This is a genomic window from Streptomyces sp. NPDC048171 (assembly GCF_043202655.1).
Taxonomy (GTDB): Bacteria; Actinomycetota; Actinomycetes; order Streptomycetales; family Streptomycetaceae; genus Streptomyces.
This window is the reverse complement of record NZ_JBIDAU010000004.1, coordinates 137,626-160,311: the sequence shown is the minus strand read 5'-3', so window position 1 is coordinate 160,311 and position 22,686 is coordinate 137,626. Positions and strand designations below refer to the sequence as shown.

General features: G+C 72.3%; 23 protein-coding genes and 1 riboswitch. Of the genes, 11 read left to right on the top strand and 12 right to left on the bottom strand.

Annotation, left to right across the window (positions count from 1 at the left end):
* Positions 1-188 precede the first annotated feature (188 nt).
* The 3 genes from ACGF3J_RS12515 to thrC all read right to left on the bottom strand — a co-directional run bounded on the left by ACGF3J_RS12515 (position 189) and on the right by thrC (position 2,488).
* Positions 189-392 carry a cold-shock protein gene (locus ACGF3J_RS12515; RefSeq protein WP_004929928.1) on the bottom strand — a complete coding sequence of 68 codons (204 nt, stop codon included), beginning with the start codon at positions 390-392 and terminating at the stop codon, positions 189-191.
* A 438-nt stretch (positions 393-830) separates the two neighbouring features.
* The gene (locus tag ACGF3J_RS12510) at positions 831-1,106 is read right to left on the bottom strand and encodes a MoaD/ThiS family protein (RefSeq protein ID WP_064728532.1); all 276 of its coding nucleotides are present in this window, start codon (positions 1,104-1,106) and stop codon (positions 831-833) included.
* Between the two features lie 89 nt (positions 1,107-1,195).
* Positions 1,196-2,488, bottom strand: coding sequence for a threonine synthase (thrC, locus tag ACGF3J_RS12505; RefSeq protein ID WP_161325893.1), 1,293 nt, complete (start codon positions 2,486-2,488; stop codon positions 1,196-1,198).
* Positions 2,489-2,505: 17 nt separating this feature from the next.
* A riboswitch (SAM riboswitch) is annotated at positions 2,506-2,653 on the bottom strand.
* Between the two features lie 154 nt (positions 2,654-2,807).
* On the opposite strand from thrC, the gene ACGF3J_RS12500 reads away from it, so the two are divergent.
* The gene (locus ACGF3J_RS12500) at positions 2,808-3,752 is read left to right on the top strand and encodes a glucosyl-3-phosphoglycerate synthase (RefSeq protein ID WP_161325891.1); all 945 of its coding nucleotides are present in this window, start codon (positions 2,808-2,810) and stop codon (positions 3,750-3,752) included.
* Between the two features lie 62 nt (positions 3,753-3,814).
* Entirely contained in the window at positions 3,815-5,203 is a 1,389-nt protein-coding gene (locus ACGF3J_RS12495) for a trehalose-6-phosphate synthase (protein WP_393854105.1), read from the top strand.
* Positions 5,204-5,343: 140 nt separating this feature from the next.
* Here ACGF3J_RS12495 and otsB read toward each other — a convergent pair whose 3' ends face one another.
* The 3 genes from otsB to ACGF3J_RS12480 are packed head-to-tail and all read right to left on the bottom strand — an operon-like array spanning position 5,344 to position 7,825.
* Positions 5,344-6,219: a trehalose-phosphatase gene (otsB, locus tag ACGF3J_RS12490; RefSeq protein WP_161325889.1), complete on the bottom strand. Its 876-nt coding sequence runs from the start codon at positions 6,217-6,219 to the stop codon at positions 5,344-5,346.
* A gap of 46 nt (positions 6,220-6,265) precedes the next feature.
* Complete coding sequence (locus ACGF3J_RS12485; protein WP_122619598.1) at positions 6,266-6,499, bottom strand: DUF3263 domain-containing protein; 234 nt, start codon at positions 6,497-6,499, stop codon at positions 6,266-6,268.
* Positions 6,500-6,559: 60 nt separating this feature from the next.
* Complete coding sequence (locus ACGF3J_RS12480; RefSeq protein WP_346345920.1) at positions 6,560-7,825, bottom strand: extracellular solute-binding protein; 1,266 nt, start codon at positions 7,823-7,825, stop codon at positions 6,560-6,562.
* A 138-nt stretch (positions 7,826-7,963) separates the two neighbouring features.
* Between ACGF3J_RS12480 and ACGF3J_RS12475 the strand changes: the two genes are divergently transcribed.
* The 3 genes from ACGF3J_RS12475 (at position 7,964) to ACGF3J_RS12465 (ending at position 11,079) form a co-directional block, all read left to right on the top strand.
* Positions 7,964-8,896: an ROK family protein gene (locus ACGF3J_RS12475; RefSeq protein WP_202557354.1), complete on the top strand. Its 933-nt coding sequence runs from the start codon at positions 7,964-7,966 to the stop codon at positions 8,894-8,896.
* Complete coding sequence (gene nagA, locus ACGF3J_RS12470; protein ID WP_161325886.1) at positions 8,896-10,041, top strand: N-acetylglucosamine-6-phosphate deacetylase; 1,146 nt, start codon at positions 8,896-8,898, stop codon at positions 10,039-10,041. The genes ACGF3J_RS12475 and nagA overlap by 1 nt, the downstream gene beginning before the upstream one ends.
* Before the next feature lie 105 nt (positions 10,042-10,146).
* Positions 10,147-11,079 (top strand): 1-phosphofructokinase family hexose kinase, encoded by a 933-nt coding sequence (locus ACGF3J_RS12465; protein ID WP_393854104.1) that lies wholly within the window; start codon positions 10,147-10,149, stop codon positions 11,077-11,079.
* Between the two features lie 10 nt (positions 11,080-11,089).
* Here the strand turns inward: ACGF3J_RS12465 and ACGF3J_RS12460 are convergent, their stop codons facing one another.
* Together ACGF3J_RS12460 and cdgB are read right to left on the bottom strand one after the other, a co-directional pair.
* Positions 11,090-12,085 (bottom strand): carbohydrate-binding protein, encoded by a 996-nt coding sequence (locus ACGF3J_RS12460; protein ID WP_161328100.1) that lies wholly within the window; start codon positions 12,083-12,085, stop codon positions 11,090-11,092.
* 117 nt (positions 12,086-12,202) lie between these two features.
* Positions 12,203-13,867, bottom strand: coding sequence for a diguanylate cyclase CdgB (cdgB, locus tag ACGF3J_RS12455; protein ID WP_161328101.1), 1,665 nt, complete (start codon positions 13,865-13,867; stop codon positions 12,203-12,205).
* 313 nt (positions 13,868-14,180) lie between these two features.
* On the opposite strand from cdgB, the gene ACGF3J_RS12450 reads away from it, so the two are divergent.
* Together ACGF3J_RS12450 and ACGF3J_RS12445 are read left to right on the top strand one after the other, a co-directional pair.
* Positions 14,181-14,780, top strand: coding sequence for a flavin reductase family protein (locus ACGF3J_RS12450; RefSeq protein WP_373462974.1), 600 nt, complete (start codon positions 14,181-14,183; stop codon positions 14,778-14,780).
* Positions 14,781-14,828: 48 nt separating this feature from the next.
* Complete coding sequence (locus ACGF3J_RS12445; RefSeq protein WP_161328102.1) at positions 14,829-15,299, top strand: GNAT family N-acetyltransferase; 471 nt, start codon at positions 14,829-14,831, stop codon at positions 15,297-15,299.
* Between the two features lie 121 nt (positions 15,300-15,420).
* On the opposite strand, the gene arfB is transcribed toward ACGF3J_RS12445, so the two are convergent.
* Positions 15,421-15,858, bottom strand: coding sequence for an alternative ribosome rescue aminoacyl-tRNA hydrolase ArfB (arfB, locus tag ACGF3J_RS12440; protein WP_393854103.1), 438 nt, complete (start codon positions 15,856-15,858; stop codon positions 15,421-15,423).
* Between the two features lie 158 nt (positions 15,859-16,016).
* Between arfB and ACGF3J_RS12435 the strand changes: the two genes are divergently transcribed.
* Complete coding sequence (locus ACGF3J_RS12435) at positions 16,017-16,592, top strand: TerD family protein (protein WP_055417542.1); 576 nt, start codon at positions 16,017-16,019, stop codon at positions 16,590-16,592.
* 101 nt (positions 16,593-16,693) lie between these two features.
* On the opposite strand, the gene ACGF3J_RS12430 is transcribed toward ACGF3J_RS12435, so the two are convergent.
* Positions 16,694-17,362: a response regulator transcription factor gene (locus ACGF3J_RS12430; RefSeq protein ID WP_161328104.1), complete on the bottom strand. Its 669-nt coding sequence runs from the start codon at positions 17,360-17,362 to the stop codon at positions 16,694-16,696.
* Positions 17,359-18,585, bottom strand: coding sequence for a sensor histidine kinase (locus ACGF3J_RS12425; RefSeq protein ID WP_393854102.1), 1,227 nt, complete (start codon positions 18,583-18,585; stop codon positions 17,359-17,361). The genes ACGF3J_RS12430 and ACGF3J_RS12425 overlap by 4 nt, the downstream gene beginning before the upstream one ends.
* Before the next feature lie 314 nt (positions 18,586-18,899).
* Here ACGF3J_RS12425 and ACGF3J_RS12420 point away from each other — a divergent pair, with 314 nt between their 5' ends.
* Together ACGF3J_RS12420 and ACGF3J_RS12415 are read left to right on the top strand one after the other, a co-directional pair.
* On the top strand, positions 18,900-19,466 hold the full coding sequence (locus ACGF3J_RS12420; protein WP_393854101.1) for a heme-binding protein: 567 nt from the start codon (positions 18,900-18,902) through the stop codon (positions 19,464-19,466).
* A 93-nt stretch (positions 19,467-19,559) separates the two neighbouring features.
* Positions 19,560-20,963 carry a M1 family metallopeptidase gene (locus tag ACGF3J_RS12415; protein ID WP_393854100.1) on the top strand — a complete coding sequence of 468 codons (1,404 nt, stop codon included), beginning with the start codon at positions 19,560-19,562 and terminating at the stop codon, positions 20,961-20,963.
* Positions 20,964-20,984: 21 nt separating this feature from the next.
* Here ACGF3J_RS12415 and ACGF3J_RS12410 read toward each other — a convergent pair whose 3' ends face one another.
* A complete protein-coding gene (locus tag ACGF3J_RS12410) occupies positions 20,985-21,947 on the bottom strand; it encodes a GNAT family N-acetyltransferase (RefSeq protein ID WP_161331204.1) in 963 nt (320 codons plus the stop codon).
* A gap of 40 nt (positions 21,948-21,987) precedes the next feature.
* Between ACGF3J_RS12410 and ACGF3J_RS12405 the strand changes: the two genes are divergently transcribed.
* Positions 21,988-22,488 (top strand): hypothetical protein, encoded by a 501-nt coding sequence (locus ACGF3J_RS12405; RefSeq protein WP_161331205.1) that lies wholly within the window; start codon positions 21,988-21,990, stop codon positions 22,486-22,488.
* Positions 22,489-22,686 lie beyond the last annotated feature (198 nt).

The window sequence follows — 22,686 nt, the reverse complement described above, 5'->3', positions numbered from 1 at the left end:
AGAGTGCTAACGCCAATGATTAGCACTCGACCCCATCGAGTGCAAGCGCCTCCGGGGGATCCGGCCGCCCTCTCCGCCACCCGCGAACACCGAGCGCGCCCGGGTCCCGGGCAGGCCGAAGGGCCCGCACCTCCGGGGAGGTGCGGGCCCTTCGGAGAAGAACCGTTTACTTGCGGTGGCCGAACGTCTCAGGCGCTGAGGCGAACCATGTCGGCCTGCGGGCCCTTCTGACCCTGCGAGATCTCGAACTCGACCCGCTGGCCTTCTTCGAGGGTGCGGTAGCCGTCCATCTGAATCGCGCTGTAGTGGACGAAAACATCCGCACCACCGTCGACCGCGATGAAGCCGTACCCCTTCTCCGCGTTGAACCACTTGACGGTGCCCTGAGCCATGCCTAACTCCCCTATTACTGGCCCTTGCACAGATCCGCACTTCGCGAACCCGGGTCAGACCTCGCCCCCCACGACTGGGGGCGTGCGCCGGAACGCGTCGACCGCGGCTGAATGTATCTGTCCAACTGCCGTCTGCAACAGGTCAATCGGACGAGAAATCTGGACGTACCCGGTCCGGAATATGACGAGCTTTCCCCTGAATGTGGGTCAAGTCGGGGCACACAAAAGTCACAAAAGCCGCGAAACACACCCACACTTTGGCTACTTCTTGTCGGGTGGGCGGCAGGAATTCAAGGTTCCCGATGTCTTGATCGGGAGCGCGTTCCCCAACTCTACCGCGCTCAATCCAATGGAATTGCCCCCTCCGCTTCTCTCACGGAGGGGGCAATTCGATGAACTCTGCGTCACCACGATTACCTGCGGTAACGAAAAGGCGGATCAGCCGCCGGCGACCGCCGGGATGATGGAGACGCCCGCGCCGTCCGGGGTGGCGGTCTCCAGGCCCTGCTCGAAGCGGACGTCGTCGTCGTTGACGTAGACGTTGACGAAGCGGCGCAGCTTGCCCTGGTCGTCCAGGACGCGGGCGGCGATGCCGGTGTGGTTCTTCTCCAGGTCGGAGATGACCTCGCCCAGGTTGGCCCCCTGGGCGTCGACCTCGGCCTTGCCGCCGGTGTAGGTGCGCAGGATGGTGGGGATGCGGACGGTGACGCTCACTTTGACCTCCGGTCGGGATGACTTACCCAGGGGCGCGGGGAACTGCGCGACCAGCCCCCACCGCGCCCGCAGACGACGTACAAGCTGTCTTACGCGAGCCCGGCCTCGCGGAACGAATCCAGGTTGGGACGAATGGTCGCGGTCAGCCCGGTGCCCGCAACCGCGTCCAACGTCTTCAGACCGTCGCCGGTATTGAGGACGACGGTGGTCAGAGAGGGGTCGAGGACCCCGCTCTCGACCAGCTTCTTCGTCACCCCCACCGTCACACCACCGGCGGTCTCCGCGAAGATGCCCTCGGTCCGGGCGAGCAGCTTGATCGCGTCCACGACCTGCTCGTCGGTGACGTCCTCCACCGCACCGCCCGTGCGGCGCGCGATGTCCAGGACGTAGGGGCCGTCGGCGGGGTTGCCGATGGCCAGCGACTTGGCGATGGTGTCCGGCTTCTGCGGGCGCACCACGTCGTGGCCGGCCTTGTACGCCGTGGAGACCGGCGAGCAGCCCTCGGCCTGGGCGCCGAAGATCTTGTACGGCTTGTCCTCGACCAGACCGAGCTTGATCAGCTCCTGGAGCCCCTTGTCGATCTTCGTGAGCTGGGAGCCGGAGGCGATCGGGACGACGATCTGGTCCGGCAGCCGCCAGCCGAGCTGCTCGCAGATCTCGTACGCGAGGGTCTTGGAGCCCTCGGCGTAGTACGGCCGCAGATTGACGTTGACGAAGCCCCAGCCCTCGCCGGCCGGGTCGCCGATCAGCTCGGAGCAGAAACGGTTCACGTCGTCGTAGTTGCCCTGGATGCCGACCAGCTCACCGCCGTAGACGGCGGCCATGACGACCTTGCCCTGCTCCAGGTCGTGCGGGATGAACACGCAGGAGCGGAAGCCGGCCCGGGCGGCGGCTGCGCCGACGGCGCCGGCCAGGTTGCCGGTGGAGGAGCAGGAGAGGGTGGTGAAGCCGAAGGCGCGGGCGGCCTCCAGGGCCTGGGCGACGACGCGGTCCTTGAAGGAGTGCGTCGGGTTGCCGGAGTCGTCCTTGACGTAGAGACCGCCGGTGACGCCCAGCTCGCGGGCCAGGTTGTCGGCCTTGACCAGCTTGGTCCAGCCCGGGTTGATGTTCGGCTTGTCGGCCACGTCGGCGGGGACGGGCAGCAGGGGGGCGTAGCGCCAGATGTTCGCGGGGCCCGCTTCGATCCGCTTGCGCAGCTCCTCGGTGTCGTAGGCCGAGAAGTCGTAGGCGATCTCCAGCGGGCCGAAACACTCCTGGCAGGCGAAGAGCGGGCCGAGGGGGACGCGGTGGCCGCACTCGCGGCAGCTCAGCGCGGCGGCGGGGCCGAGGTCGACGGTGCCGTCGGTGGAGTTCGTGGGGGTTTCGGCAGTCTGCACAGCCATGGAGGCGAGGCCCTTTCTCCTCATCTTTCTCACGACGCATCTCGCCGTGAGACGGATTTGGCACCTTCCCTAGTCGGGAGCCTCGCCACGTCTGTGTGACAAGAACCGACTGGAGGGTTGCCGGGGCTTCATCGGGCCGTTTCCCTCTGCCCCTCTGGATGAGCGGTATGAAGTTGTTGTCCTTCGCGGTACGCGCGGTGACCCCGGCATGCGGTGGTCCTGCGCGTTGTTCAAGACTGTAACCGAAGGCCAGGACGGTTGAGATAGTCGTCCGTACCGCGAGATGGATCACAACGGATCACGAAGGAGCCCTGGGACCGTGCTGGAAGAAGTCGAGCGCTGGCTGAGCGCGCGTTCCTGGTCCGCCGGGGACCGGCCGATCCGGCAGCTGCTGGCCGCCAAACAGGCCACCGGGCAGACGGTCAGCGTGGTGCTCCCGGCCCTCGACGAGGAGGCGACGGTCGGCGAGATCGTCACGGTGATCCGCCGCGAGCTGATGGACCGGGCTCCGCTCGTCGACGAGATCGTGGTCGTGGACTCCGGGTCGAGCGACCGTACGTCGGCGGTGGCCGCGGCGGCGGGCGCGCGCGTCGTGCACCGCGACGCGATCCTGCCGCGGGTCCCGGCGGTGCCGGGCAAGGGCGAGGTGCTGTGGCGTTCGCTGCTGGTCACCGGCGGCGACATCGTCTGCTTCGTCGACGCCGACCTGCGCGAGTTCTCCGCCGACTTCGTCTCCGGGATCGTCGGGCCGCTGCTCACGGAACCGGACGTGCAGCTCGTCAAGGCGATGTACGACCGTCCCCTCGGCACCACTCCCGGTCAGGGCGGCCGGGTCACCGAGCTGGTGGCCCGCCCGCTTCTCAACCTGCACTGGCCGCTGCTGGCCGGCTTCGTGCAGCCGCTCGGCGGCGAGTACGCGGCCCGCCGCTCCCTGCTGGAACGGCTCCCCTTCCCCGTCGGCTACGGCGTCGAGCTGGGCATGCTGGTGGACGCCCTGCACCTGGTCGGCCTGGACGCCCTCGCCCAGGTCGACGTCGGCGTCCGGCGCCACCACCACCAGGACGGCCAGGCCCTGGGCCGCATGTCCGCCGCGATCTACCGCACCGCCCAGCTCCGCCTGGCCCGCGGCCACCTGGTCCGCCCGACGCTCACCCAGTTCGAACGCGGCCCCTCGGGCTTCGAGCCCCGCACCCACGCCGTGGACACGGAGGAACGGCCGCCGATGAGGGAGATCGCGGAGTACGCGGAGCGGCGGGTGGCGTGATCGGCACCGCTGTGGTGTGCGACCACGTTTGAGCATTTCGGGGCCGGGCTAGGTTGAGGCGTATGGCTTCAAGCTTCGGTGCTGCTCAGGTGCTGGTCGCCTCCAATCGGGGGCCGGTCTCGTACGAGGTGCGTGAGGACGGGTCGCTGCACGCGAAACGCGGGGGCGGCGGCCTGGTCTCCGGGCTGTCGTCGATCGGCCCGGACGCGGGGGCGCTGTGGGTGTGCTCGGCGCTCGGCGACGGCGACCGCGAGGCGGTGCGGCGCGGGGTCGGCGAGGACGGCGTGCGGATGCTGGACGTGCCGGCGGACGTGCACGCGGACGCGTACAACGGGATCGCCAACTCGGTGCTGTGGTTCGTGCACCACATGCTCTACCAGACGCCCGTGGAGCCGGTCTTCGACGCGGAGTTCCGGCGGCAGTGGGCCTCCTACGAGGCGTACAACCGGGCCTTCGCAGAGGCGCTGGCCGAGGAGGCCGCCGAGGGCGCGGTCGCGATCGTGCAGGACTACCACCTGACGCTCGTGCCGGGCATGCTGCGCGAGCTGCGGCCGGACCTCCGGATCGGTCACTTCTCGCACACGCCGTGGGCGCCGGTCGACTACTTCCGGCTGCTGCCGGACGACATCGCCGAGCAGGTGCTGCGCGGCATGCTCGGCGCCGACCGGCTCGGGTTCCTCACCCGGCGCTGGGCCGACGCGTTCACCGCGTGCTGCGACGCCCTGGTGGGCGGGCTCGGCGGTACGGAGACCGGTGTGCACGGGCTCGGGGCGGACGCGGACTTCCTGGGGAAGCGGTCGCACGAGGCGGACGTGGACGAACGGATGGCGGCCCTGCGGGAGGAGATCGGCGAGGGCCGCCGCACGATCGTGCGGGTGGACCGGACCGAGCTGTCCAAGAACATCGTGCGCGGGCTGCTGGCGTACCGGGAGCTGCTGGCGACGCGGCCCGAGTGGCGCGAGCGGGTGGTGCACGTCGCGTTCGCCTACCCCTCGCGGCAGGATCTCGCCGTGTACCGCGACTACACGGCCGAGGTGCAGCGGGTCGCGGACGCGGTCAACGCGGAGTTCGGCACGGCGGACTGGACGCCGGTCGTGCTGCACGTGAAGGACGACTTCGCGCGGTCGCTGGCGGCGTACCGGCTGGCCGACGTGGCCCTCGTCAACCCCGTGCGGGACGGGATGAACCTGGTCGCGAAGGAGGTGCCGGTCGTCTCCGACGAGGGGTGCGTGCTGGTGTTGTCGCGGGAGGCGGGGGCGTACGAGGAGCTGGGCGAGGACGCGGTGGTGGTGAACCCGTACGACGTGTCCGGGACGGCCGAGGCCCTGCACACCGCGCTGTCCGTCCCCGCGGCGGAGCGTGCCGAGCGCTCGGAGCGGCTGGCGGCGGCGGGTACGGCGCTGCCTCCGGCGCGGTGGTTTCTTGAGCAGTTGGATGCGCTGAGGTCTTGATGGGTGGTGCCCGGCGCTGGTGCTGGGGGGGTGGGTGTTCGTGGCCCGGCGTAGCGGGGTGCCGCCTGCGCCCACCCGTGCCGCCCCTGGGGGTACCTCCCAGGCCGTTCAGGCACTGGGGGAGGCACGACTGCCCGCAGCTATGCGGATGCCAGGGCTCGCAGCAGGTTCACCACTCCCTCCGGGCCGTCGACCACCACGTCGGCCCGTTTCCTGAGGTCCGGGACCTCGTCGCTGCCGCTGCACACCAGGAGGCCCGGGGTGCCTTCGGTGCGGAGTACGTCGACCGCCGCGAAGGCGGGGAGGTCGCCGAGGTCGTCGCCGGCGTAGAGGACGGACGCGGCGTTCGTGTCGTGGGCGTACGCCCGTAGCGCGGCGCCCTTGTCCATGCCGGGTGGGCGCAGTTCGAGGACCATGCGGCCCGGTTCGACGATCAGGCCGTGCCGGGAGGCCAGGTCGGTGAGGGGGACGCGCAGGACGTCGAAGGCGGCCTGCGGGTCGGGGGCGCGGCGGGTGTGGACGGCGACCGCGTGGCCCTTCTCCTCGGTCCAGGTGCCCTCCCCCGCCCCGGACCGCTCCAGCAGGGCCGGCAGCTCAGCGCGGACGGCGGCGACGCCGGGATGCGGTTCGGGCGTGGTGAGGGTGCCGGTGGCGGCGTCCCAGCGCTCGGCGCCGTAGTGGCCGAGGACGACGAGGTGGTCGAGGCCGGGAACGTCCGCGAAGCCGCCGTGCCGGACGGCGACCTCGGCCGGGCGGCCGGTGATCACCGCGACGCCGGCGACCTTCGGGGCGAGGGCCGCGAGCGCCGGGACGGCGTCCGGGTGGGCCCGCGCCCGGTCGGGGTCGGCGACGATCGGGGCCAGCGTGCCGTCGAAGTCCAGCGCGATCACCGCGCGGCCGGGGTCGGCGAGGAGCGCGTCGAGCCCCGCGCGTCCGGCCGCCGTCGAGGGGGTCGGCAGGTGGTCCGGCGAGTCGGCACGGGAGTCGGCACGGGTGGAGTCCTGGTGGCTGCCCATACCGCGAACCTATCCCGCCGACGCGGACGGCAACCTCGCCGCCGCCTCACCGCTCCGCGCGGCGGGACTCCCGTATCCGGCGGAGGCGGTTGACCGTGACCGGGTCGGCGGCCAGGGCGCGGGGGTCGTCAAGGAGGGCGTTGAGGAGCTGGTAGTAGCGGACCGGGGCCAGGCCCAGTTCCTCGCGGATCGCGCGTTCCTTCGCGCCGGGGCCGGGGAAGCCGCGGCGCTCCAGTGCGAGGATGCCGCGCTCCCGCTCGGCCAGCTCTCCCAGGTCCATGTACGGCACCGTAGCGCCCCGCACCGACAGCGCGGCCCGGGAGAGCCCGCTGCGAAGGTCCTACTCCGCGCTGCCCACCCGCATCGCGGTCCCTTGTATCTGTGCGAGCACCTCCTGGGGGCTGCCGCCGGGGGCGACCGCCTGGCCGATCCGCTTCTTGACGTCCGCGCTGACCGAGGCCCAGGAGGTCTTGCCGACCGGGTACAGCTCGGAGAGCAGCAGTTCGTCCAGGAACGGCTTGAGGTCCTTGTCCTCGGCCGCGGTGCTCATGGCCTGGGAGGCGGAGGTGGTCACCGGCAGCAGGTCGTACTGGCGGGAGAAGTCGAGGACGTTCTCGTCGCTGTAGACGAAGTCGAGGAAGTCGCCGATCTCCTCCTGGTGGCCGTTCTTCTTGAAGGCCGTCATCCAGTCGGAGACACCCAGCGTGTTCTGGCTCTCGCCGTCGGCGCCGGGGGTCGTCACCATGCCGTACTTCACGCCCTTGTCGGAGGCCATCTTCATCAGCGAGGGGTGGCCGTTGAGCATGCCGACGTCACCGTTGGCGAACGCGGCGAACGCGTCGGCGCGGTTGAGCTTGCCGGGGGCGACGGGGCCGGTGAGGCCCTTGGCGACCAGTTCGTCCCGCAGCCAGGTGAACGTGGTGACGTTCTGCGGCGAGTCGACGGAGTAGGTGCCGAGGTCGTCGGTGTAGCCGCCCCCGCCGCTGAGCATCCACTGCATGGTCTCCGCCTGCGCCTCCTCGGCGCCCAGCGGCAGGGCGTACGGGTATTTCACGCCCTTCGCGTCGAGCGCCTCGGCGGCGTCGGCGAGGTCGTCCCAGGACTTGGGCGGGGTGACGCCGGCCTCGGCGAAGAGGGTCTTGTTGTAGAAGAGCACGCGGGTGGAGGCCGCGAAGGGCAGTCCGTACTGGACCCCGTTGACCTGGCCGGCGCCCGCGAGCTGGGAGACGAAGCCGGCCTGGACCGGGATCGAGAGCACGTCGTCGGCCGCGTAGAGCAGGTCCTTGTCCGCGTAGTCGGAGTAGGCGCCGATCTGCGCCATGTCGGGCGCCTCACCGGCGTCGACCATCTCCCGGACCTTCCGGTCGACGTCGTTCCAGGAGTAGACGTCCACCTCCACGTGCACGTCGGGGTTCTTGGCCTCGTAGGACTTGACCAGCTCGTCCCAGTAGTTCCGGGAGCTGTTGTCCTTGCCGTCGCCGTAGTCGGCGGCGACCAGCTTCAGGGTCACCTCGCCGGAGTCGCCGGTGAGGCCGCAGCCGCCGAGGACCGCCGTCACGCCCAGTGCGGACACCACCGCGATCGTTCCTGTCCTACGCCGCTGCACCCTGAATCCCCAACCCTGTGCCTGTTCGTTTAACGGATTAAGGTCTACACCACGGCAGTGGACTAGACCTCTCCCGGGTCAACGGGCCACACTGTCCCCGTGAGACATGTCATCGCCCTCGATGTGGGCGGCACCGGGATGAAGGCCGCCCTCGTCGGGTCCGGGGGCGAGCTGCTGCACCGGGCCCGCCGGGCCACCGGCCGCGAGCGCGGACCCGAGGCGGTGGTCGCGGGCATCCTCGACTTCGCCGCCGAACTGCGCGCCCACGGCGCCGACCGGTTCGGCGAGCCCGCCCGCGCGGCCGGCGTCGCCGTCCCCGGCATCATCGACGAGGAGCACGGCACCGCCGTGTACGCGGCCAACCTCGGCTGGCGCGACGTACCCCTGCGTTCCCTGCTCGGCGACCGGCTCGGCGCCGTCCCCGTCGCCCTCGGCCACGACGTGCGGGCCGGCGGGCTGGCCGAGGGGCGGATCGGGGCCGGGCGGGGCGCCGACCGGTTCCTGTTCGTGCCGCTGGGCACCGGCATCGCGGGCGCCATCGGCATCGACGGCAGGGTGGAGTCCGGCGCGCACGGCTTCGCGGGCGAGATCGGCCACGTCGTCGTACGGCCCGGCGGCATCCCCTGCCCGTGCGGGCAGCGCGGCTGCCTGGAGCGGTTCGCGTCCGCGTCGGCGGTCAGCCAGGCGTGGGCCGAGGCCTGCGGCGACCCGGCCGCGGACGCCGCCGACTGTGCCAAGGCCGTCGAGTCGGGCGACGCCCGCGCGCTCGCGGTCTGGCAGGACGCCGTGGACGCGCTGGCCGACGGGCTGGTCACCGCGCTCACTCTGCTGGACCCGCGCGTCCTGATCATCGGTGGCGGCCTCGCCGAGGCGGGGGAAACCTTGTTCACACCGCTGCGGGACGCCGTGCGGCGGCGCGTCACCTTCCAGAAGCTGCCGGAGATCGTCCCCGCGGCGCTGGGGGACACAGCCGGCTGCCTGGGTGCCGGGCTGCTCGCCTGGGACCTGCTCGCCACCGAACCGACCGGCACCACCCCCACGACCGCGACTCCCCCGGAGGTAACCACCTGATGGCCCCAAGCAAGGTTCTCGCCGGTGCCCGGGTGGTACTGCCCACCGGGACCGTGGACGACGGCCGCGTGATCGTCGACGGCACCCGGATCGCGGACACGGCGCCCCCCGGCGCGGAAGTCCTCGACCTGTCGGGGCACTGGGTGGTGCCCGGCTTCGTCGACATCCACAACCACGGCGGCGGCGGCGCCTCCTTCACCGGCGGCACGCCCGAGGACATCCTCAAGGGCGTCGAGACCCACCGCCGCCACGGCACCACCACGGTGGTCGCCTCCGCCGTCACCGGCGACCTGGACTTCCTGGCCCGGCGCGCCGGGGTGCTCGCCGAGCTGGCGCAGCAGGGTGACATCGCCGGCATCCACTTCGAGGGGCCCTTCATCTCCCCGTGCCGCAAGGGCGCGCACGACGAGCAGCTGCTGCGCGACCCCGACCCGGCCGAGGTCCGCAAGCTGGTCGACGCCGCCCACGGGCACGCGAAGATGGTCACGCTGGCCACCGAGCTGCCGGGCGGTCTGGACTCCGTACGGCTGCTCGCGGAGCACGGCGTGATCGCGGCGGTCGGGCACACGGACGCGACGTACGAGCAGACGGTCCAGGCCATCGACGCGGGCGCCACGGTCGCCACGCACCTCTTCAACGCGATGCCGCCGCTCGGTCACCGCTCCCCCGGCCCGATCGCGGCGCTCCTCGAGGACGAGCGGATCACCGTCGAGCTGATCAACGACGGCACGCACCTGCACCCGGCCTCGCTCCAGCTGGCCTTCCACCACGCGGGCGCGGACCGGGTCGCCTTCATCACGGACGCGATGGACGCGGCCGGCTTCGGCGACGGCCGCTATCTGCTCGGCCCGATGGAGGTCGAGGTCGCGGACGGGGTGGCCCGGCTGGTGGAGGGCGGCTCGATCGCGGGCTCCACGCTCACCCTGGACCGCGCCTTCAAGCGGGCGGTGACGGTCGACGGGCTGCCCGTCGGGGACGTCGTCGCGGCGATCTCCGCCAACCCGGCCCGGCTGCTCGGCCTCTCCGACCGGATCGGCTCCCTGGAGCCCGGCAAGAACGCCGACCTGGTGGTGCTGGACGACGCCTTCGACGTGCGGGGCGTGATGCGGCACGGCGCCTGGGTGGTCGAGCCCCAACTGGGCTGATCCGACGGGGGGACTGGGCCGACCGCCGTCCGTTTGGCATGATCGTGTCTTCGGAAAACATCTCCGGGACAGACGGCCGGAGGCGATCGGGGGAGGTCGGTACCGGTGATCCTCACCGTCACGCTCAACACCGCTCTCGACATCACCTACCGGGTCCGGTCCCTGCGGCCGCACGCGTCCCACCGGGTCAGCGACGTGACGGAGCGGGCCGGGGGCAAGGGGCTGAACGTGGCCCGGGTGCTGGCCGCCCTCGGGCACGAGGTGACGGTCACCGGTTTCGCGGGCGGCACCACCGGCGGCGCCGTACGCGACGGGCTGTCCGGCGTGCCCGGGGTGACCGACGCGCTGGTGCCCGTCGCCGGGGCCACCCGGCGCACCATCGCCGTCGTCGACGAACGCACCGGCGACACCACCCAGCTCAACGAGCCGGGCCCGGCCGTCGCCCCCGCCGAGTGGAACGCCTTCCAGGACACGTACGAGGAGCTGCTCGGCGGTGCCTCCGCGGTGGCGTTGTGCGGCAGCCTGCCGCCGGGCGTCCCGGTGGGCGCCTATGCCGGTCTGGTGCGGTCCGCTCGCGCCGCGGGCGTGCCGGTGCTGCTCGACACCAGCGGGGAGCCGTTGCGGCGGGGCGTCGCCGCCCGGCCGGACCTGATCAAGCCGAACGCCGACGAACTGGCCGAGCTGACCGGTTCGCACGAGCCGCTGCGGGCCACCCAGGCGGCCCGGCGCCGCGGCGCCCGCTCGGTGATCGCGTCGCTGGGCGCGGAGGGGCTGCTCGCGGTGACCCCGGAGGGCCGCTGGCGGGCCGCGCCGCCGGCCCACGTGCACGGCAACCCGACCGGCGCGGGCGACTCGGCGGTCGCGGGCCTGCTCTCCGGCCTGGTCGAGCACCTGCCCTGGCCGGACCGGCTGGCCCGCGCGGTCGCCCTGTCGGCGGCGACGGTCCTCGCACCGGTGGCCGGCGAGTTCGACCGGGCGGCGTACGAGGAGATGGTCGGGCGGGGGGTCGCGGTGACGGCGGAGGCGGGGGCGGCGTGAGCCGCCTGCCCTAGTCCTTGACCTGGCCCTTCTTCAGGGAGAACTGGTCCAGCAGGACGTTGCACTTGTCGCCGTCGGCGCAGGAGAGCGTGATCGTGTTGGTGCCCTTGTTCAGGGTGGGCCAGGCGTAGGTCTTGGTCCAGCCCTTGTCGAACTCGCCGTCCTTGGCGCCGGTGAAGTTGCCCAGGTTGAGCTTGCTCCCGAACTCCTTGCCGTTGACCGTGAGGGTCATCGACTGGTCCTCGCCGGCGGCGCTGTACCCGGTGAAGAGGGTGTAGAGGCCGTCCTCCGGGATGCCGTCGACGGTCCAGGTGACCGAGGCGCCGGGCTGGTTGAGGTTCGCGACGTAGACGCCGCCCTCGTTCTGCGCGCCCTCGACGTCCGACGCGAGGGAGGCGGAACCGCCCAGCCGCATCGCCTTGGCGTCGATGGAGGGCAGCTTGACCTCCTCTTCCTCACCGCCGTCGCTCGCGGACGCGCTCGGTTCGGTGGTCTGGGACTGGCCGGCGGTGGGGTCGCCGCCCGACGCTTCGTCGCCCTTGTCGTCGTCCGAGCCGCTGCTCGTCATCGCGACGGCGATGCCAATCACGACGGCGGCGACCACGGCGACCGCGCCGATCAGCAGACCCTTGGTGTTGGGGCCGCGGCGTCCCCCGCCCCCGCCGTGCCCGGACTGCGGCGAGCCGGTGTGAGAACCGCCACCGCCGCCGGGGAGCGTCTCCGGCGCGGCGTAGTGCGCGTTCGGCTGACCGTAGGCGCCCTGCGGCTGGCCGTAGGCACCCTGCTGGGGCGGGGCGGCCTGGCCGAAGGCGGCGGTCTGGGTGCCCTGGTGCTGCTGTGGCGCCCCGTACTGCCGTGTACCGACGGGACGCACCCGGTTGACGGAGTTCGGGTAGCCGTAGCCACCGGACGGCGGCTGGGCCCCGTTGGCCTGCCCGTCGGCGTAGAGATAGCCGAAGGGGTCGTCGTCCTCGGGCGTGCTCGCGCCGTTGCTGCCGGGCGTCATCCCTTGGTCTCCTAACCAGATGCGGTGCGTTGCGGTACAGGTGTGAGATGGCGAGCCTACCCGCTCGGGCTGGCCCAAACGGGTGACTCAGACCGCATCAGCGCGCTGACCTGGTGATCATCCGGCTCGGCGGTGCTGTTTGGGACGAGATCGTTTCTCGACGTACATCCGTTCGTCAGCAGACTTCAACACCTCGTCCGCCGTCATCCCGCAGTGTGCCCATCCGATGCCGAAACTGGCGCCCACGCGGACGGCCCGGCCCTCGGCCCGGATCGGCTGGATGATCTCGTTGCGCAGGCGTACGGCGAGGTCCTCGGCGTCGGCGCGGCCGAGGCCGTTGGCGAGGATCACGAACTCGTCGCCGCCGAGCCGGGCCACCGTGTCTCCGTCGCGGACGCCGCCGCCGAGCCGGCGGGCGACCTCGATGAGCACGGCGTCGCCCGCGTTGTGCCCGAAACGGTCGTTGATCGACTTGAAGCCGTCCAGGTCGCAGAAGAGGACCGCGAGGCCCTTGGTGCCGTCGTCGCGGCCGTCCTCGGGGGCGACGGCGTGCACATGGTGGTCGTAGGCCCCGTACGGCTCGGCGGGCGCGCTGAAGTCGAAGGTGTGGCCGCCGGAGTCGAAGACGGCGGGATGCCCGTAGGCGGCGTCCATCGCGTCGGCGATCGCCGCGTGCGAGGACTGCGGGCGCTGGCAGAGCCGGGCGGCCAGGCGGGAGCGCAGTTCGGCGGAGTTGGGCAGTCCGGTGAGGGAGTCGTGGGAGGCGCGGTGGGCGAGCTGGAGCTCGCGGCGCTTGCGTTCCTCGATGTCCTCGACGTGGGTGAGCAGGAAACGCGGCCCGTCGGCGGCGTCGGCGACAACACTGTTGCGCAGCGAGACCCAGACGTAGGTGCCGTCGCGGCGGCCGAGGCGCAGCTCGGCCCGGCCGCCCTCGGCGGAGGTGCGCAGCAGGGTGCCGATGTCCTCGGGGTGGACGAGGTCGGAGAAGGCGTAACGGCGCATCGCGGAGGCGGGGCGGCCCAGCAGGCGGCAGAGCGCGTCGTTGGTGCGCAGGATCCGGCCGTGCTGGTCGCCGCCCATCTCGGCGATGGCCATGCCGGAGGGGGCGTACTCGAAGGCCTGGCGGAAGCTCTCCTCGCTGGCCCTGAGCGCCTGCTGGTCGCGCTCCAGGCGGACCAGGGCGCGCTGCATGTTGGAGCGGAGCCGGGCGTTGCTGATGGCTATGGCGGCCTGGAAGGCGTACATCTGCAAAGCCTCGCGGCCCCAGGCGCCGGGGCGGCGGCCGTTGCGCGGCCGGTCCACGGACAGGACGCCGATCAGCTCGCCGCTGTTGCCGCCGCCCTGCGGGCCCGGCGCGTACATCGGGGCGAAGAGGCGGTCCGAGGGGTGCCACTCGTCCTCGAAGCGGGGCGCGGGTCCGTCGGTGTACCACTGCGGGACGTCGTCGTCGTCGAGGATCCAGCCCTCGGTGTGCGGTATGAAGATCAGGTCGCCCCACTGCTCGCCCATGTTCAGCCGCCGGTCCCAGGAGTCGCGGGAGCCCGAGCGGCCGGTGATGAGGGCCTCGGCGGCCGGGTTGCCGGCGAAGGCGGCGACGACGAGATCGCCGTCGGGACGGACCAGGTTGACGCAGGCCAGCTCGTACCCCAGGGCCTGGACGACGCCGTCGGCGACGGCCTGCAGGGTGTCGGCCAGGCTGCGGGCCTTGTTCATGTCGGCCATGGCCTGGTGCAGTTGCCGCAGGGACGCAAGACGGACGTAGGGCTCCGACTCGGTCTCCATGCTCGCCCTCCCCCCGAGACCTCGCAGCGAATCAAGGGATCTCTCCGGCGCCCTTACTGATGGTGCCCTTGCAGGTTCCCCGCCACTGAATCACAGCGCGCTCCCCACTCGGTACACAGGGTCAACAATTACCGCCCCTTGTGACTCAAGTCACAGCGGAAGATGAACAATTGAGTGGAGTTTCTGCGTTTTCCCTGTGCGTTTACTGAACGCAAATTTTGTGGCTATGCGCACGTCTCCGTCCGTGGTCCTAGGTCCCGGTTCGGACCGGGGTCCGATGTCCGGCCGAGAGTCCGGAGATTAGCGTGAAGGCGTGCCGAATACTCCCTCTCTCACGTCCCACGCGTCCCCCGCGCTCCCGTTGCCGTCGCCCGCCGCCGGGCATGCTGAGGGGGTGAGCAACGAGGAATTCCGTGCCGCCATGTCCCGGCTGGCCTCGGGCGTGGTCTTGGTGACCGCCCAGGAGCCGCCGCTCGACGCCGACGACCCGCTGGCGCCGGGCGGCGAGGACGTCGGGATGACGGCCACGGCCTTCATGTCGGTCTCCCTGGACCCGCCGCTGGTCCTGGTCAGCCTGCGGACCGGCTCCCGCATGGACGACCTGCTCGACGAGCAGCCCTTGTGGGCGGTCTCCGTGCTCTCCGAGAGCCAGCGGCACATCGCCGGCCGCTTCGCGATGAAGGGCAGGATCAGCGACCGCCTCCTCTTCGCCGACATCCCCTACGTGCGGGGCGGGGCGACCGGGGCGCCGCTGGCCGGGGGCGCGCTGGCCACCCTGGAGTGCCGCACCGAGCAGCGGGTGCCGGCCGGGGACCACGTGCTGGTCATCGGCCGGGTGCTGACCGCCGCCCTGCCGAGCGCGGACGGGGGGCCGCTGACGTACTTCCGGGGCCGGTACCGGCAGTTGGGCTGAGCCGCAATTCACTCGCCCGCCCTCGCGCCGCCTGCCTAGGGTGCGCCCATGACGACGCACGCCGGTCTCCGCCTGGAGACGATCACTTCCGCGAACTTCGAGGCCGCCACCGGCATCCGGGTGCGCCCGGAGCAGGAGTTCGCCGTGGACCCGGTGGTGAAGTCCCTCGCCGAGGCGTACGTCCACCACGGCGTCGCCTGGCCCCGGCTGATCGTGGACGGCGACCGTCCGGTCGGCTTCCTGATGGCCTTCCTCGACATCGACTGGTACGAGGACGGCAGCGTCCTGCGCTCGGGCCTGTGGCGGCTGAACATCGCGGCCGGTGAACAGGGCCGCGGCTACGGCCGCTTCGCCGTGGAGTCGGTGGTGGAGGAGATCCGCCGTCGCGGCGGCAAGGAGTGCTGGGTGACCTGGCATCCGGGCCCGAACGGCCCCGAGGGCTTCTACCTGGGCCTGGGCTTTCGCCCCAACGGGGAGACGAGCGAGGGCGAGACGGTGGGCGTACTGGAGCTGGACTGAACACCGCGGAACACGCCCCGAAAGGAACGCGGGGAACCGCGCGGCCCGAAAGGGGCGCGGGGAACCGCGCGACCAGCCACGACGAACCCGCGGACAGGCAGGACGGGAACCCCCGCGCCGCTCAGTCCCAGTCCCGCGCGGAGCGCCCCCGCTTGGTCTGGGCGCGCTGCTTCTTCTCGCGCAGACGGCGTTCGTTGATGCCGCGTGGGATGCGGGTGGGGCGACGCTGCTTCGGCGGGGGCGCGGTGGCCTCGGCGAGCAGCGCCGCCAGGCGCACCGCGGCGGTCTCGCGGTTGCGCCACTGGGAGCGGTGCTCGGAGGCGCGGACGCTGAGGACGCCGTCGGACAGGCGCCCGGCCAGCCGTTCCAGCGCCCGCCGCTTCCACACCTCCGGCAGGGCCTCGGTCCGCGCCAGGTCGAAACGCAGCTCGACCGCCGTGTCGGTGGTGTTGACGTGCTGGCCGCCCGGCCCCGAGGAACGCGAGAAGCGCCAGACCAGCTCGGCCTCGGGAAGGGAGACGGAACCGCGGATGACATGGGGACCGGACATGCCGTCCATGTTCCCGCCCCCGAGCGGGTCACGTCACCCGAATATCCTCGGTCCCGCACTCGGTAAAGAAAGTAAAGAGAGCTGGAACCTTACGTACCCCCCTCGACGTTCATGGGGGTAGCTGTAGCTTTCTTGCCGTACGTAAACGAGGGAAGGGACTCCCAACAATGGCTGTAAGCCTGTCCAAGGGTGGCAACGTCTCGCTCACCAAGGAGGCTCCGGGCCTGACCGAGGTCACCGTGGGCCTCGGCTGGGACGTCCGTACCACCACCGGCACCGACTTCGACCTCGACGCGTCCGCGATCGCGGTCAATACGCAGGGCAAGGTCTACTCCGACGGCCACTTCGTCTTCTTCAACAACAAGCAGACGCCGGACAACACCATCGTCCACACCGGTGACAACCGCACCGGCGAGGGCGCCGGCGACGACGAGGCGATCAACGTCAACCTGGCGGGTCTGCCGGCCGACATCGAGAAGATCGTCTTCCCGGTCTCGATCTACGACGCGGAGAACCGCTCGCAGAACTTCGGCCAGGTCCGCAACGCCTACATCCGCATCCTCAACCAGGCCGGCGGCGCCGAGATCGCCCGCTACGACCTGTCCGAGGACGCCGCCACCGAGACCGCCATGGTCTTCGGCGAGCTGTACCGCAACGGCGCCGAGTGGAAGTTCCGCGCCGTCGGCCAGGGCTACGCCTCGGGCCTGGTCGGCATCGCCCAGGACTTCGGCGTGAACGTCTGACGTTCGCCCGCCGAGCAGTTCCGTACGAAGGCCCCCCGGACGTCCGGCCGGGGGGCCTTCGGCGTGTCCGGGCGGCCGGTCGGCTTGTTCCGGCGTCCGCGTCACGGCAGCAGGCGCTGCTCCTTGGCCACGGCGACCGCGCCCGCGCGGGTGTCGACGCCGAGTTTGTCGTAGATCCGGCGCAGATGGGTCTTGACCGTGGCCTCGCTGATGAACAGGGCGCGGGCGATCTCCCGGTTGCCGAGACCGGTGGCGAGCTGCGCCAGGATGTCGCGCTCGCGGTCGGTGAGGGAGGGCCTCGGGCGCCGCATGTTGGCCATGACCCGGCTGGCGACCGGCCCCGACAGCGCCGTACGCCCCTGGGCGGCGGCGTGGATCGCGGCGAACAGTTCCTCGGGGCGCTCCGCCTTCAGCAGGTAGCCGGTGGCGCCGGCCTCAATGGCGCGGGTGATGTCGGCGTCGGTGTCGTACGTGGTCAGGACGAGTACGTGCGGTGTGCGGCCGCCGGAGCCGGCCGCCGGGGCTGTGGTGAGGCGACGGGTGGTCTCCACGCCGTCGATGCCCTCGCCGAGCTGGAGGTCCATCAGCACCACGTCCGGCGCCAGCCGTCCGGCGAGCGCGAGCGCCTCCTCGCCGGTGCCTGCCTCGCCGACCACCTCGATGCCGGGGGCGCTGTCGAGCAGGGCGAGGAGCCCGGCCCGTACGACGACGTGGTCGTCGCAGACCAGGATGCGCACGGGGGCGGGAGCGCCGGCTGCCGGGTCGGTCATCGGGGTGCCTCCTGGGCGTCGGCCGGGTCGGTGCGGGGCGGGTCCAGGGGGACGGCGGCGGACAGGACGGTGCCCTCGCCGGGCGCGGACTCGACGGTCAGGGTGCCACCGAGCTGGCGCAGCCGGGCGCGCATCGCGGGCAGTCCGTGGCCCCGCACTCCGGCGGGGGCGTCGGGCAGGACGGCCGGTTCGAAGCCGTGGCCGTCGTCGGTGACGTCCAGCACGGCCTGGTCGTCGAGGAGGGTGAGGCTGAGCGCGGCGGTGGACGCGCCCGCGTGCTCCCGGACGTTGGCCAGGGCGCCCTGCGCGATGCGCAGCAGGGCCGACTGGACGCGGTCGGGCAGCGGCGGGACGCGGGCGCCGTCGTCGACGTGGACGCGCACGGTGAGGTCGTCGCCGGACTCCCGCGCGGCCAGTGCGCGCAGCGCCGCCTCGAGGCCGCCGCCCCGGGCGAGGTCGGCCGGGGCGAGGTCGTGGACGAAGCGGCGGGCCTCGGCGAGGTTGTGCTCGGCGACGGAGGCGGCGCCCTTGACGTGGGCGCGGGCCTTGTCCGGGTCGGACTCCCAGACCCGCTCGGCGGCCTGGAGCAGCATCCGCTGGCTGGACAGGCCCTGCGCGAGGCTGTCGTGGATCTCCATGGACAGCCGCTGGCGTTCGGCGAGGGTGCCCTCGCGGCGCTCGGAGGCGGCGAGTTCGCGGCGGGTGCGGATCAGGTCGTCGATCAGGGCGCGCTGCCGGGCGGTCTGCCGTTCGGTGTGCAGGAACACGGCGGTGGCGATGGCGGCGACGGCGGGCGGGGCCAGCAGCAGGTTCGGATCGAAGCTCCCGGCGAGCCGGAGCTGCGCGGCGACCACGAACACCGTCAGGACGCCGACCAGCACCAGCGCCGCCCGGGGCGGCAGGGTGCGCAGGCCGGTGTAGAAGAGGGGCACCGCGCACCAGGCGAAGCTGGGCGCGAGGACGACCAGCACCATCCACACCGCGACCACCAGGCCCAGCCAGGCCACGCGCCGCCCCGTGGGCCGCTCTCCGGGCCCGCTCAGGACCGGCCCGAGCAGGTGCAGCAGGGCCAGCGCGAGGGACAGGGCGAGGATCCACGGGGTGCGGGGCTCGCCGGGGTGGCGCAGCAGGAAGCGGGCGAGGGCGCCGCCGAGCAGCAGGAGGAACGCCGCGTGCATGACGGCACCGAGCCACCGGGTGTCGGGGTCGTACGGCTTCGGCATCCGCCCGCCTCCTTCCGCCTCCTGGCCGCGTCGGGTCCGGTCCGTGACCGGTCCTTTGTCCGGTCCGTGTCCGGGTTCGTGTCCCCCAACGTGCCGCAGGAGGTCGCTGAGCTGCCCGAACACACCCATGGTGCCCTGTGCGGGGGGTGTCCGGGTCAACCGATCGGACGACCCCGGCCTCGCCCGTTCCGCCGTCCGGGAGCAGCCGGAACGGCGACCGGGCACCGGGGCGGCGGGACGGAGGGTGGAGAGAGGGACGCAGCACAGCGCCCGATCCCGTCCGACCCCCGTCCGATCCCGAGGAGCAGACCGCCATGAAGAAGACCCTCTCCCGACGCGCCCGCATCGCCACCGGAGGCGCCGTGCTCGCCGCCGTCGCCGCCGGCACCTTCGGCACGGTGACCGCGAACGCCTCCGCTCCGGAGAGCGGCCGGGACTCCGCCGCGTCCGCCGCCCCCGCCTCGGCCGGGTCGCGCTCCACCACGACCTCCACGCACCTGACGATCGACGCCGCCACCGAGGCCGCGCAGGCCGCGCTGAAGGCCGCGAAGAAGGAGGGCCAGCGGATCACGGTGGCGGTCGTCGACCGCAACGGCAACACGATCCTCACCATGCGCGGTGACGGCGCCGGCCCGCAGTCCTACGAGTCGGCCGAGAAGAAGGCGTTCACCTCGGTCTCCTGGAACGCCCCCACCAGCGAGCTGGAGGGCCGCCTGGAGAGCGCCCCGAACCTGAAGGACATCCCGGGCACCCTGTTCCTGGGCGGCGGCGTCCCGGTCACGGCCGGCAAGGCACCGATCGCCGGGATCGGTGTCGCGGGCGCCCCGTCCGGCACCCTGGACGAGAAGTTCGCGCGGGCCGGCGCCGAGGCCCTGAACTAGTCCCAGGACCCAGAAGGCAGCGGGGCTGCCCGTAGGGCCCCGGCACCCGGTCCCAACGGGCGTTTCACGTGAAACGCCGCATAGGATCACGACGTGCGCATCTCCCGTCCCCTCATAGCCGCCGCCACCGTCACCGTCCTCGCGGCGTGCAGCGGTGGCGGCGCGGTGGACGGCGGTCCCGGTGGTTCGGGCGTGCGCGATCCGTACTTCCCGAAGGCGGGCAACGGCGGCTACGACGTCGGCCACTACGACCTGAAGCTGGCCTACGAGCCCGACGACGAGCACCTCGCCGGCACCGCGACGATCACCGCCCGCGCCACCCGGGACCTGTCGGCCTTCGACCTCGACCTCAAGGGCCTGGACGTCGAGGAGGTCACGGTCGAGGGCCGGGAGGCCCGCTTCAACCGGGCCGGGCAGGAGCTGACCGTCCGCCCGGCCGACGAGCTGCGCGACGGGGAGACGTTCCGGGTGAGCGTCCGCTACTCCGGCGAACCTCAGACGGTGATCGACCCCGACGACTCCGAGGAGGGCTGGCTGCCCACCGCCGACGGCGCGGTGGCGCTCGGCCAGCCGGTCGGCTCCATGGCGTGGTTCCCCGGCAGCCACCACCCCTCGGACAAGGCGACGTACGACCTCGCCGTGACCGTGCCGGAGGGATTCGGCGTGGTCTCCAACGGGGAACTGCGGGACGAGCGGACCCGTGGCGGCCGTACGACGTTCACCTGGCACACGGCCGAGCCGATGTCGAGCCACGTGGCCACGGTCGCCGTCGGCGAGTGGGAGACCGACCGCTCCACCACCGACGCCGGTCTGCCGGTGTACACGGCCGTCGACCCGCAGCAGTCCGACGCGAGCCGCAAGGTGCTGGCGCGGATTCCCGAGGTGGTGGAGTGGGGCGAGGAGAACTTCGGCCCGTACCCCTTCTCCTCCACCGGCGCGATCGTCGACCGCGTCGAGGACGCCGGATACGCGCTGGAGACCCAGAACCGGCCCTACTTCCCCGGCGCCCCCAGCCAGGTCCTCCTCGTCCACGAACTCGCCCACCAGTGGTACGGGAACTCGGTCAGCCCGAAGACCTGGCGGGACATGTGGCTCAGCGAGGGCTTCGCCACCTACGCCGAGTGGCTGTGGGAGGAGGACGAGGGCGGCGACACCGCCCAGCAGACCTTCGACGCGCTCTACGACGGCTCCTACTACGACGACGAGGACGCGAACGACTCGATCTGGGCGTTCCCGCCCGCCGACCCGCCCGACGCCGAGCACATCTCCGCGAGCCCCGTCTACCAGCGCGGCGCAATGGTCCTGCACAAGATCCGCCAGAAGGTCGGCGACGACGCCTTCCTGGCCCTGCTGCGGGGCTGGGCCGGCGCGCACCGCCACGGCAACGCGGACACCGAGGACTTCACGGCCTACGTGGAGAAGTCGGCGCCGGACGAGGACTTCACGGAGATCTGGGACGACTGGCTCTACGGGGACGGCCGGCCGGACCGCCCGTGAGGCACCGCCGTCCCCGCGGTCTCACCCCTCGAAGGTGTCGAGCAGCAGGGCCAGGTCCGGAGGCCAGAGCGGTTCGGGGGCCTGGGCCAGTTCGGCCCGGCTCCACCAGCGCCATTCGAGGATGCCGTCGGCGGCGTGTGCGGCGGCGAGGTGGGGGCCGGTGGGTTCGCGGCGCGGGGCGCGGGTGACGTAGATGTGCTCGTGCTGGCGGACGGGGCCGACGCTCAGGTGGGTGAAGTCGTGTTCCCAGGTGCAGAGCAGCGGGCCGGGCTCCAGGTCGTGCCAGCCGGTCTCCTCGCGCACCTCGCGCAGGGCGCCCTCGCGCGGGCTCTCGTCCGCGTCCAGTCCGCCGCCGGGCATCGCCCAGTGCACGCCGACCTCGATGTTGTCGTAGCGCAGGAGGAACACCGCGCCCTCGGGGTCGAGCACGGCGACCCGGGCGGCGCGGCGCGGGGTGCGCGGCACGTCGCTGTCGAACTCCTTGCGCAGCACCGTGCAGGGACGGCCGCGCTCCAGGTCGGGGCGGTGGTCGACGGCCGTGTAGCCGAGGGCGGTCCAGAAGGCGAGGGCCCCGGGGTCGGAGTCGAGCACGGCGAGCCGTACGGCGGTGCGGCCGGTGGCCCGGAGCCGTTCCTCGACGAGCGACGCGAGCCGCCTGCCGTATCCCCGGCGCCGCAGGCCCGCGTCCACCATCAGCAGCCCGATCCAGGGGTCCGGATCGGCCGGGTCGGGATGCCGGGCGAGTGTGATCGCGACGCCGGTCAGCCGGCCCGCGTCCCTGGCGAGCAGCACCTCGGCGCCCGGTCGCGCCAGCTCGTCTGCCAGCGCCGCCGCCACCTGCTCCGGCCGGACGTCGTCCGGGTCGGGGAAGTCGCCGCTGAGCGCGTGGAAGTCGCGGTGGGCGGCGTAGAGGGCGGTCAGCTCGGTGAGGAGGGGGCCGGGGATGTCGTGGTCGGGGCCGGGCCGCAAGGGGGTGAGGATCACGTGGGCAACCTATCCGGTCGGGCGTGACACCATCACCTGCGTGCTCGACATCGGCTACGCCCTCTCCACCCGCTTCCCCGACCCGCCGCAGACGGACTACCGGCGGGCGGACGTCCGCGCGCTGCGGCACGACCTGTTCTGCGGGGACGTCTATCTGGCCGACACCAAGGCCGACCGGGAGCTGTCCACAGCCTGGGGATGGGTGCCGGTGCTCGACTTCGCCTGGGCGCTCTGCGACATCGTGGAGCGCGTCGACCGGGACCCGGCGGGCTCCCGGGCGGCCCGGCCGCAGCGGGCGGAGCTGGACTTCACCGAGTCCACGGACCGCCTGCTCTTCGAGCGCCGCTTCGGCTGGGTCGACATCGAGGCGGACTGGATGCCGGCGGACGAACCCCCGCTGTCCTTCTCCCACACCGAACTGCGCCGGGAGTCCCGGGACTTCCTGCACGATCTGCTCGCCGACCTGACCGACATGCACGAGGACCTGGCGGACAACCCGGCGATCTGGACCCTCCAGGCCCGCTTCCCACGCCTGCCCTGACGCGCCACCCCAGCGCGCCCATCCCGACGCCCCACTCCGGCACGCCAGTCCCGACGCCCCGCTTGGCGCGCCCACCCTGACGCGCCACCCCAGCGCGCCCATCCCGACGCCCCGCTTGGCGCGCCCACCCTGACGCGCCACCCCAGCGCGCCCATCCCGACGCCCCGCTTGGCGCGCCCACCCTGACGCGCCACCCCA